Origin of the sequence: Amycolatopsis dendrobii (assembly GCF_014145675.1) — a bacterium.
Lineage (GTDB): Bacteria > Actinomycetota > Actinomycetes > Mycobacteriales > Pseudonocardiaceae > Amycolatopsis > Amycolatopsis dendrobii.
In genome coordinates, this window is sequence record NZ_JACGZW010000016.1 from 187,249 (window position 1) to 197,758 (window position 10,510).

12 protein-coding genes and 1 pseudogene are annotated in these 10,510 nt (G+C 69.6%); 8 read left to right on the forward strand and 5 right to left on the reverse strand.

All coding sequences use genetic code 11. The features are described 5' to 3' along the window. Positions 1 to 67: 67 nt before the first annotated feature. Together H4281_RS38090 and H4281_RS38095 are read right to left on the reverse strand one after the other, a co-directional pair. Positions 68 to 667, reverse strand: a complete 600-nt coding sequence (locus H4281_RS38090) for a TIGR03086 family metal-binding protein (RefSeq protein ID WP_182895695.1) — start codon at positions 665 to 667, stop codon at positions 68 to 70. Between the two features lie 55 nt (positions 668 to 722). Then, positions 723 to 1,595: an alpha/beta fold hydrolase gene (locus H4281_RS38095; RefSeq protein ID WP_182895696.1), complete on the reverse strand. Its 873-nt coding sequence runs from the start codon at positions 1,593 to 1,595 to the stop codon at positions 723 to 725. A 60-nt stretch (positions 1,596 to 1,655) separates the two neighbouring features. Here H4281_RS38095 and H4281_RS38100 point away from each other — a divergent pair, with 60 nt between their 5' ends. Beyond that, positions 1,656 to 2,258, forward strand: coding sequence for a TetR/AcrR family transcriptional regulator (locus H4281_RS38100; protein WP_182895719.1), 603 nt, complete (start codon positions 1,656 to 1,658; stop codon positions 2,256 to 2,258). On the opposite strand, the gene H4281_RS38105 is transcribed toward H4281_RS38100, so the two are convergent. The 3 genes from H4281_RS38105 to H4281_RS38115 form a co-directional block, all read right to left on the reverse strand. After that, a complete protein-coding gene (locus H4281_RS38105; RefSeq protein WP_182895697.1) occupies positions 2,197 to 4,374 on the reverse strand; it encodes a molybdopterin-containing oxidoreductase family protein in 2,178 nt (725 codons plus the stop codon). The two genes, H4281_RS38100 and H4281_RS38105, sit on opposite strands and share 62 nt — an antisense overlap. Before the next feature lie 120 nt (positions 4,375 to 4,494). Further along, positions 4,495 to 5,109 carry a VOC family protein gene (locus H4281_RS38110; RefSeq protein WP_182895698.1) on the reverse strand — a complete coding sequence of 205 codons (615 nt, stop codon included), beginning with the start codon at positions 5,107 to 5,109 and terminating at the stop codon, positions 4,495 to 4,497. A 53-nt stretch (positions 5,110 to 5,162) separates the two neighbouring features. After that, the gene (locus H4281_RS38115) at positions 5,163 to 5,570 is read right to left on the reverse strand and encodes an MmcQ/YjbR family DNA-binding protein (RefSeq protein ID WP_182895699.1); all 408 of its coding nucleotides are present in this window, start codon (positions 5,568 to 5,570) and stop codon (positions 5,163 to 5,165) included. Positions 5,571 to 5,619: 49 nt separating this feature from the next. On the opposite strand from H4281_RS38115, the gene H4281_RS38120 reads away from it, so the two are divergent. The 7 genes and pseudogenes from H4281_RS38120 to H4281_RS38150 all read left to right on the forward strand — a co-directional run. Further along, positions 5,620 to 7,158 (forward strand): PucR family transcriptional regulator, encoded by a 1,539-nt coding sequence (locus tag H4281_RS38120; RefSeq protein WP_182895700.1) that lies wholly within the window; start codon positions 5,620 to 5,622, stop codon positions 7,156 to 7,158. 117 nt (positions 7,159 to 7,275) lie between these two features. Next, positions 7,276 to 8,538 carry an NAD(P)/FAD-dependent oxidoreductase gene (locus H4281_RS38125; protein ID WP_182895701.1) on the forward strand — a complete coding sequence of 421 codons (1,263 nt, stop codon included), beginning with the start codon at positions 7,276 to 7,278 and terminating at the stop codon, positions 8,536 to 8,538. 7 nt (positions 8,539 to 8,545) lie between these two features. Further along, on the forward strand, positions 8,546 to 8,716 hold the full coding sequence (locus H4281_RS38130; RefSeq protein WP_037810387.1) for a hypothetical protein: 171 nt from the start codon (positions 8,546 to 8,548) through the stop codon (positions 8,714 to 8,716). Positions 8,717 to 8,803: 87 nt separating this feature from the next. Next, positions 8,804 to 9,262, forward strand: a complete 459-nt coding sequence (locus H4281_RS38135) for a GreA/GreB family elongation factor (protein WP_182895702.1) — start codon at positions 8,804 to 8,806, stop codon at positions 9,260 to 9,262. 28 nt (positions 9,263 to 9,290) lie between these two features. Then, on the forward strand, positions 9,291 to 9,521 hold the full coding sequence (locus H4281_RS38140; RefSeq protein WP_067590978.1) for a hypothetical protein: 231 nt from the start codon (positions 9,291 to 9,293) through the stop codon (positions 9,519 to 9,521). Between the two features lie 148 nt (positions 9,522 to 9,669). Continuing rightward, on the forward strand, positions 9,670 to 10,041 hold the full coding sequence (locus H4281_RS38145; protein WP_051728743.1) for a hypothetical protein: 372 nt from the start codon (positions 9,670 to 9,672) through the stop codon (positions 10,039 to 10,041). A 94-nt stretch (positions 10,042 to 10,135) separates the two neighbouring features. Further along, positions 10,136 to 10,510: pseudogene (locus tag H4281_RS38150) on the forward strand (hypothetical protein); the annotation flags it as partial.

Sequence of the window (10,510 nt, forward strand, 5' to 3'; positions counted from 1 at the left end):
GACCTCGGCGGGTAGCCGCGGAAGACCTGACTCTGTTGAGCGAGCGGTTCTGCGCGGCGGCAGCAGATCAGTCCGCGCGCCAGCCAGGGTTCCGGCCCATCAAGCGCAGCAACCGATCCTGCCGAGACGCCGACCCGCGGGCCGCCCCCGGCGCGGCGAAGAACCGGTGCGTCGTCTCAGTTGCGACAGGGGATTCCGCCAACCCGGCGTAAATCTCCCCGAGCCCATCGCTGATCCACGCGACCAGAGCGGGGTCGAGCCGGTCGTCCACTCCCAGCGCCCGGGCCAGATCCCAGGCGTGAACGGCGGAATCCGCCGCGCGCACGGCCAGCGCCTGCCGTCCGGTCACCTGGCCCAACGGGTAGTCCAGCACCTGATCCAGTGCGCCGGGACGGGCGAGAGCGTCGGCGACCAATTGCACCGACGCGGTGTAGGCGGCAAGCGGGTCGTTGCCCAAGGCGTCCACATCGCGCATCCGCAGGAAGTTCTCCCGGGTGCCGCCGGCCAGGAGGTCGGTGTAGTTGAGATTGCCTCGGACCATGTGGTTGACGAGCTGGCGCACGTTCCATTCCGCGCAGGGCGTCGGGACCGTCCACTGTTCCGGACGGATCGCGGAAAGCCGCTGGTCGAATTCGGCGCTGGCGGCGAGGAAACGGCCGAGGATCATGGTCGCCAGTGTTTCGCCGCGAAGACGCTCTCGCTGGCGCAAATCCGACGTGGCATTACCCCGCGATGAACGTGGTCAAGGCCGCCACGACCGCGTCGGGTTGTTCGTCGGGGATGAAGTGGCCGGCGTCAGGGATGACGACGCCGGTCACGTTGTTCGCCCAGGGGCTCAGGGAAGCGGCCATGTCGGGGATCGAGCCGTGGGAGCTGGAGATTCCCAGGACGGGGACGGTCAGGGGCCGTCGGGCGACAGAGTCGCGGTTCTTGCGGGCTGATTCCTCGGCATCGCGGTAGTAGGCGAGCGACGCGCGGAGACCTCCCTCGGCGGCGAGCGAGGCGGCGTAATGGTCGGTCTCCGCGTTGTCGAACGGGGACAGGGATTTGGCCTTCAGGAACCAGTCGACGTACTCGCGTTCGCGGCCGGCCAGCAGGGTTTCGGGGAGGTCGGGCACTTGGTGGAACGCGAAGTGCCAGGTCTTCCAGGCTCGGTGATCCGTGGGGATGGAGCCGGGGAGGGTGATTCCGGGGATGCCAGCATCCAGCAAAGCGACCCCGTGCAGGCGTTCTTCGTGCTGAAGGGCCAGCGAGAAGGCGACCCAGGCTCCGATGTCGTGGGCGGCGAGCCAGTACTTCGGCACGTCGAGCGCGGTCACTGCGGCGTGGACGCGCGAGGCGACGGTGTGCGTGTCGTAGCTGTCGTGCGGACGGTCGGAGTGGCCTTGTCCGGGCAGGTCGATCGCGAGGACGCGGAATCGGCCGGCGAGGGCGGGCATCGCTTTGCGCCAGGCCCACCAGGTCTGCGGGAATCCGGCGAGCAGGACGACAGCGGGTCCGGTCGGCTGGCCGCCTTCCACGGCATGGATTCCGTCGACCCAGCGGTGGGTGAAACCGGTCAGGTCGGGCAGCGGCAACGTGGGGAGCGGGTTCATGGCTCGAGCCTAACTCATCTTGAACCGAACAGTTCAAGATGAGTTAGGATGGCATGCGTGATGGCAGGCAAGAAGCAGTTCGAGATGGACGTCGTGCTCGACGCGGCGATGGTCCAGTTCTGGCGGGCCGGGTACGCGGACACTTCTCTGGACGACCTCTCCAAGGCGACCGGGTTGAACCGCAGTTCGATCTACTCTTCGCTCGGGGACAAGGACGCGCTGTATTTGCGCTGCTTGGACCGTTATGCCGCGCGTTATGGGGACCAGTATGACCAGGCGCTCGCAGGCGCGGCTGAGGATCCGCTGCGGGCTATCCAAGCTTTCTTCGAAGTCACCCTGCAGCGCATTGCTGACCCTGAGTTGCCGGACGGATGTCTCGTCGCGCAGACCGCGATGGCGATCCCGGTGTTGAGCCCGGAGGTCGCGGCGCGGGCGACCGAAGTGCTGAGCCGTCAGCATGCGCGGTTGCGGACGGCTTTGCGTGCCGCGAAATTGGCCGACGCGGACGACTTCGCCATTCACCTCGCGGCGGTCAACCAGTCGTTGGCGGTGATGAGCCGGGCCGGGGCGAGTCCGGAGCAGCTTCGCGCGATCGTCGACATCAGTCTGGAGGCGCTTTCGCGATCTCGCAAAGGGAAGCGCGCAACGGCGAACTGCCGCTGATCGGGTCGCTCGGGCCCTGGCTCAGCACGAGATTGAGGTTCGCGCTGCCGTCGCCGAAGGGCGGATAGCCGGGCTGGCCGAGTTCGCCCGCGGGCTGCCACCAGCCATGCTGTCCGCACACGACGTTCGGGCGCAGGTTGACGTTGAACTTCGCCTTCGCGCGCACACTCCCCAGCGGCGTCTCCAGCCGAACCCAGTCCCCGGCCGAGATTCCGCGGGCCGCGGCGGTTTCAGGATGGATTTCTACGGCGGGCTCAGGGGCGGATTTGCGCAGGCTGGTGATTTCCCGATGCTGGGTTTCGCAGAAGAACAACGACTTCGCACAGGTGAGGATCAACGGATACCGCGTCGCCAGATCTGGTCGGGACAGCGGGCTGATCGACGGTTCGGTGAAGGTCGGCAGTGGCGGGTATCCGTGTTCCAGCAACGGCTCCGAGTACAGTTCGATCAAACCGGACGGGGTCCGGAAGCCGCGTTGTTCGTACTTGCGGTGCACCGTTTCCAGCGGCAGCTGGATTCCTTCTGGGGCGGCGCGCAACTGGTCGAGGGTGAGACCGCTGGGTGCGAGTTGATATTTCCAGGCCGACTCGATATCTCCCTGGAAGAACTGGTGGCCCAGCCCGAGTGCGAGGGCGAGGTCGAAGATGATTCGCAGATCCGGCCGAGCCTCGCCGCGTGCGGCGACCAGTGGCTGTCGCAATTGGACAGTCGACTGCGCGGCCTGGCTGGTCTCGAAACCGATCCGCAGCGCTTCGGCCTCCCACGCACTCGCCGCGGGCAGCACGAGGTCCGCTTGCTCCGCGGTCGGATTGAGGAACAAATCCGTGTGGACAAAGAAATCCAGTGCGCGCAGAGCGTCCCGGCCGCGTGCGCTGTCGCCGTGGGCCATCACCAGGTTGCCGCCGAAGTTGACCAGCGCCCGGGCTCGGTAGGGCACGCCGTCGAGCGCCGCGCGGTAGAAGTCCTCGCCGGTGACGAACTCGAACCGGGCGGGTCCGAGCGGACGTGTCCGCACGCCGATGGTTTTGGCGCGTTGCTCGGGTGCCAGCAGTTCCCGGCCGTCGATCGGATTGGTCGGCACGGGAGTGAACAGCACGTTCCCGCCGGGCGCGTCGATGCATCCGGTGAGCGCGTAGAGCTGGCCGATGGCGCGCACGGTCTGGGTCGCGTTGCTGTGCTGCTCCAGTCCGCTCCAGGTGTAGAACGCGACCGGGCGTTGCTCCCACAGCAGCCGGGCGGTGGCGACGATCTGCTCCGCGGGCACGCCGGTGATCTTTTCAGCGACCTCGGGCGGGTACTTCGCGCACTCCTCGACGATCAGGTCCCACACCCGGCCCGACGCATTGACCGGCTTCGGCGCGTTGGTCCACCGTTCGACGAATTCCTTGTCGTACCAACCGTTGTCGATCATCACGTGCGTGAGCGACAACGCCAGCGCAGCGTCCGTTCCGGGGCGGACGCGCAGCCACTGGTCGGCCTTGCCGGCCAGCCCGGCGCGCCGGGGATCGACCACGACGAGCTTGGCTCCTCGCCGCAGCGCGGCGGTGGTCGCGGTGGCGTGCGCGAGCCGCGAGACCGACGGGTTGTAGCCCCAGTAGAGGACGCACTGCGCGTTCTCGAGATCGGGCAGGTAAGCGCCGGGGACCGGCTCGCCCCAGGTGCAGAGCGTGCCGAGGTGCCGGCCCCAGCCGCAGAGTTCCATGTAGACGGCGAAGTTGGGGCTGCCGAAGGCGCGCCGGAGCCGGGTCAGCCATTCGATGGTGTCCGACATCGCCGACGTCGACGGCGAGGCGCTGCCGAACACCACCGCTTCCGGGCCCGATTCCTCGGCGATCGCGGTCAGCCGGGACGCGATCGTGGCCAGTGCTTCGTCCCAGCTGATCCGCTCCCAGCCCGGGTCGGCGGCGCTTTTCGGAGCGGTGCGGCGGAGGGGATGCAGCAGCCGGTCCGGATGCGCGACGATCTCCGGCGCGGCCTTGCCCTTGACGCAGATCGCGGCTCCGGTCGGATGGCCGGGCAGCGGGCGGAGCGCGAGCAGCCGCCCGTCCTCGACCGTCGCGGTGGCTCCGCACTTCGACACGCACAGCGGGCAGAACGTCGGCACTTCGGTCGCCATCGCGCACCTCCGGACTTTGCCTGGAAGTCGGGGCTGCGCCGTCCGATGTAACAGCCGGTCACGTTCTCGTGAGTGTTCATGCCGGTTCTAACCGGCATGAACACTCACGAGACCGCGGCCTCATCCGGCGAGAACCGAGGTCTCCCAGGCGAATCCGTCCGGGTCCGTGATCCGCCCGGCGTCCCCGCCGATCGTCAGCAGATGCGAACCCGAACCCTCCTCCGGCACCCCGGCGTCCTTCGCCAACGCCTTCCGCCCGTAGAGCGCCAGCTTGATCGGGCTGGTCTCGAATTCCACGTACTTGCGCCCGTAGCTCTTGCCGACCGCGAGCCCGTGCGAGACGTAAAACTGCTTGGTCGCAGCCACATCCGACGCGCCCAGCAGCAACACCATCTGGTCGTATTCGCGGACTCCCGCGCCGGAGTCCTTCTTCGTGGAGGTCGCGACCTTCCAGATCGCACCGTCCGGAGCCTGCACCACGCCGCCGAAACCCCACAGCGACTTGGCCGCCGGCTTCAGCGAAGCAGCGCCCGCGGCGAGAGCGGCGTCCAGGTAAGCGACGGCGTTGGCGGGCTGGGAAACGGTGAGCGACAAGGTAAATCCGCGGAAACCGGTGCTCGGCGCGGCGGCCTGCCGGAAGCGCAGACGGTCGCCCAGATCGAACGCGGCGGTGTAGAAGCGTTCGGCGGCGGCGACATCGGGAACGTCCAGGGTGACAAAGTCGAAGGAAGTCATGCCGTAAACGCTAAGTCCGGCACCGACCCGGATGCTTCTTGATTCCTGATCGCTTACCGGGCCCGCGTTCCGGACAGCCACGCTTCGCGCCGGCGCGGTGACGCACGGGAGAGCCAGGCGTCCTCGACGACCTCGGCCAGTTCCTGCCGCGTCAACGAGCCCAGATGAGCGGCGCGGATCAGCACCGACAGGTGGCCGTCGAAGTGCGGAGTGGTGAAAAACGGGCTGTCCGGATCCTGGACCAGCGCCTGCTTGTCCGATTCGGACGGCACCCAGAACACGATCACGTCCGGATACCGCTGCCCTGTCTCCGGGTCGAAGGCGTCCGGCCGAGGCGTCCGGAAGAACACGAACGACTTGCCGCCGACCTGGTAGACGGGGTTTTCGCGGGAGCCGCGCACCACCGTGACGTGGGGCATCCCCAGCGCCAGTTCGTGCACGTCTTCGACCCGCGCCCGCATGATGTGCACGATACGACTCCCACGGCGCCGCGTCAGGTATGAACGGGGCATGGTCACGCTGGATCGGCTCGTCAACGTCCTCGGTGGGTACGGCGCGCGGTTGTGCTGCTGTCCCGTCGCGCGCGAAGTGGCCTTGCGGGACGTGGTGATGGAAGACCCCGCCGACCCGCGCGGGTTGCGCGGCGACGTCTACCTCGCGGTCGGTGCCGATTCGGTGCTGGAAGCCGTCGAACGGGCCGCGGAAGCACGGGCGTCGGTCGTGCTGGTGCGCGGATCGACGCCGCCGGGGCCGGACGCGGCGGCCAAAGCGGAGGAGGGCCGGGTCGCGGTGCTGCTCGTGGACCCGGAAGTGTCGTGGGGCCAGCTCGCGGGCGTCGTCTACGGCTTGGTGCTCGAAGGCCGCGAGACGGAGTCCGGCCGCGGTCCGACCGACCTGTTCGCGCTGGCCGACAGCCTCGCCGACGCACTCGGCAGCGCGGTCACCATCGAGGACCAGCTGTCGCGCGTGCTCGCTTACTCCAGCCGTCAGCAGGGCGCGGACCGCGTGCGGCTGGAGACGATCCTCGGACGGCGAGTGCCGGATCAGGTGCGCGAGCTGTTCGAGCGCCGCGGCGTGTTCGCGCATCTCGCCGTTTCGGACGAGCCGTTGTTCGTCGAAGCCGATCCCGAGCACGGGCTCACCGGACGCATGGTGGTCGCGGTCCGGGCCGGGCGCGAAACGCTCGGGTCGATCTGGGTGGAGTGCGAGAGGCCGCTGTCCGACGTACGGCGCACTGTCTTGCACGACAGTTCCCGCACGGTCGGGCTGCATTTGCTGCGGTCGCGAGCGAGCGCCGACCTCGAACGGCAGGTCGAATCGGACCTGGTGATCCGCCTGCTGGAAGGCACCCCGGACGCGGCTGCGGTGCTGAGCAGGCTCGGCCTGCCGCCCGGCCGGTTCCGCGTGGTCGCGCTCCAAGCGCACATCGCCGACGAACGGCATGCCGCGCTGCTGCTCGCGTTCGAGCGCGCGACCACCGGGTTCGGCTGGTCGCGACCGGGCCGGAGCACGCTGTTCAGCAATACCGTCTACACCGTTCTGCCCGGCGAGGACGTCGAAACCGCTCGCGCGTGGATCGACGGGATCCGCGACGCGCTGCCCGCGCAGGTCACGGTCGCGGCGGGGATCGGCGCGCCTGCCTCCACCGCGGATCTGCCCGCGAGCAGGCGGGAATCCGACGAGTGCCTCGCACTGCACGACGTCCGCCCGGAGCCCGGCGCGACCGTCGCGTACGACGAGTCCTGGGACGACATCCTGATCCTCCGCCTGCGTGCCGCGGCGGCAGCGGGACGAGCCCCGGCACGCGGCCCGATCGCCGATCTGGCCCGGCACGACGCGGCCAACTCGACCAGCTACGTCGCGACTCTGCGCGCGTGGCTCGAGACCCAGGGCGACCTCACCGAGGCCGCCGAACGGCTCGGCGTGCACCCCAACACCATCCGCTACCGGCTGCGCAAGATGGCCGACGTGACGCCGCTGCGGCTCGATCTGCCCGCGAAACGGCTGGCGATGATCATCGAACTCGCCGTCGCCGATCCGCAGGATTGACCGATCCGGACAAACCGGCTTGATCCGTTTGGCCGAACTCGACAAAGCCTGTCCGCCGGATCCGGGTCATCCTGGCCGCACCAGCACAACCAGCGGCACAGTTCGGCGGAGGAACACATGGGCGATCTCGACCGGAAGGACGGCGGGCCGCGTTCGGCGATCGTGGTCGGCGCGGGCATCGTCGGGTTGTCCACCGCCTGGTTCTTGCAGGAACGCGGCGTACGGGTGACCGTCGTCGACCGCGAGGGCATCGCGGCGGGCTCGTCCTGGGGCAACGCGGGCTGGCTCTCGCCGGGGCTGTCGATCCCGCTCAACGAACCCGCGGTCCTCCGCTACGGCCTGCGCACCCTGCTCGATCGGCAGGCTCCGCTGCACGTCCCGGCCACCCCGGACCCGCGGCTGTGGCAGTTCCTCGCCCGCTTCGCGGCGAACTGCACCCACCGGTCCTGGAACCGGGCCGTGCGCGCGAACCTGCCGTTCAACGAACAATGCCTCGAAGCGTTCGACATCCTGACCTCGAACGGCGTGGACGCGCCGACCATCGACGCGCCCATCACCGCGCTGTTCGAGACGTCCGCGAAGGCGCAGACGCTGGTCAAGGAACTGGACCGGCTCGGCGACGCCGGGCAGAAGGTGTCCTGGACCCAGCTCGCCGGACCGGAGCTGCGCGAGCACTTCCCGCAGGTCGCCGACCGGATCGGGGCCGGCATCCGGATCGACGGCCAGCGGTACGTCGATCCCGGCCGGTTCGTCGAATCGCTCGCCCGCGCCGTGGTCAGCCGCGGCGGCACGATCCGGCACCGGTTCGAGGTCGCCGCGATCCGCAGGCACGAGTACGCGTACACCGTGCTGTCGGCGAACGGGCAGACCGTCAACGCCAACGCCGTGGTGCTCGCGACCGGCGCTTGGCTGGGCGAACTGGCGCACAAGTGGGGCGTGCGCGTCCCGGTGCGCGCCGGCCGCGGGTACTCCTTCACCGTGCCGACCGACGACCCGGTGCCGAGCCCGATGTACCTGCCCGACATCCGGGTCGCGTGCACGCCGTACCAAGGCGGGCTGCGGGTGGCCGGGACGATGGAGTTCCGCAAGCCGGACGACCCGTTGTACCCGGCGCGCGTCGACGCGATCATCGCTTCGGCCCGGCCGCTGCTCAAGGGCCTGCGCTGGGACCAGCGCACCGACGTCTGGGTCGGCTCGCGCCCGGTCAGCGCCGACGGGCGGCCGGTGATCGGCCAGACCGGCGCGCCCGGGATGTACGTCGCGGGCGGGCACGGCATGTGGGGCCTGTCCCATGGCGCGGTCACCGGGAAGCTGCTCGCCGAGCAGATGGTCACCGGCAGGCAGCCCGAAGCGCTGCGGCCCTTCGACCCGCTGCGGTGACCCGCGCGTGTCCGCCGAACCCGTCCCGCTGACCGGGGACGAGCACGCCGAACTGCTCTTCCTCCGCGCGGAGAACGCCTTGCTGCGCACCGAAAGAGACATCCTGGTGAAGGCCGCGGGCTGGTTCGCCGCCGACGCCGGCGTGCTCGACCGCCGCACCGAGCCCGAGCCCCGCTGACCGCCGCGGGACTCCTCGAAAGTCCGTGGGGGCTGGACGCCTCCTGCTAGCCCGGCCCCCACGGACGACATCCGAAAGGCGCCTCTCATGTCGACCGCTTCTTCGCGTCCCTGGCTGACCGCCGACGCGCACGCCCGCCTCGCCGCGGAACTCGCCGCCCTGCAGCGCGAACCCGACCTCGACGAGGGCGCGGGCGAGCACGACCGGCTCGACCGCAGGCAGCACCGCCAGGCACGGATCCGGCAGCTCCAGGACCTGCTGCAGAACGCCGTCGTCGGCGAGGACCCGCCGGACGACGGGATCGCCGAGCCCGGGATGGTCCTGACCGTCCGCTACGACGACGGCGGGGCCGAAACCTTCCTGCTGGCCGCGCGCGACGAGGTCGGCGGCGGGCTCGAGGTCTACTCGCCGGACTCGCCGCTCGGACGGGCGCTGCACGGGGCCAAACCGGGGGAGCAGCGCGAGTACGAGGTGCCCAGCGGCGCCCTCGTGCGCGTCACCCTGGTCGAGGCTTATCCCTACGGCCGCTATCGGAACGACGGCTGAACCCCGTTTTGTGATTACCCTGACAGATGTGACCGACGAAGAGCTCATCATCGAGTTCGCCCTCGCCCGGCTCGACAACCCGAGCCTCGACCTCGAGGAGGTCGCGGCGCTGCTCGTCCGCCGCGCCGGACCGGACCGCATGCTCGACTTCGCCGCGCGCAACCTCGAGACGCGCGGCGAACTGCGCGCCGCGATGTTCGAGTCGGCGGTCGAACACGTCTTACGCGTCGTCCTGACACTGCGCGGCCCGGCTGACTGAGCCGTGGACAATTCGCTGACCTGCGTGGACAACCCCGGTCATTGACCGTGGACGGCGAGCGGTTGAGGACAAAACGGGCGGCGCGCTGGGATGAGTGCACCGGGATTTCCCGGCTGTACTCCATTCCGATTCGTCCGAGGGGACACCCATGAAGATCGGCAAGACGCTGATGGCCGCCTCCGCGCTGGGGATCGCACTCGCCGGGATCGCCGCGCCCGCCGCGTCGGCGGACACCGCGGCTCCGGCGAGCGCGCAGAGCAAGCACACCGCGAGCATCAAGTGCACGAAGCCGTCCGGGAAGAAGGCCAACTACTCCTGGGGCGACGGGTTGACGAACGTCACCGTCTACTTCAACAACCACTGTTCGCACAAGGTGTCCGCGGGCATCGTGCTGAAGGACATGGACGGCGCGCTGAGCGTCCAGTGCATGACCACCAACGGCGGCACCAGCGGCAAGAAGAAGTTCCACATCGGCGCGGACCACACGGTCGCGCGCATCCAGAAGGGCTGCAAGCTCTGAGCGCCGGTCGCTGAACCGGCGGGCGGGCCCGGGGCTGCGCCGCCCCGGGCCGCCTGGCAACCTCCAAGGGTCGATGTCGATCATTGGAGGTGTCATGAGCGAGCCCGCGGCCGGGCAGCCCGGGGCCCGCCGGGGTCGCAAGCACATCGTGCCCGACGCCGGCGCGGGCCCGGTGGCCCGTTTCGCTTGCGCCCTGCTGGACCTGAAGCGGGAAGCGGGCGACCCGTCCTACGACCGCATGCGCACGGAACTCGGCGCTGCGGCGTCGAAGTCCGCTCTTTCGGCGGCCACCCGCGGCCGCGGCGCACCGTCCTGGCCGACGACCTGGGAGTTCGTCCGCAGCCTCGCCGTGACCGGCCTCGGCCGCGACGAGGAGACGGTGCGCCGCGAGTGGCTGGCGCGCTGGGAAGAGGCGGCAGGCGAGGCGACGGATTCGATCGATCGGCCCGGCGCGGGGGAGCGGACGTCG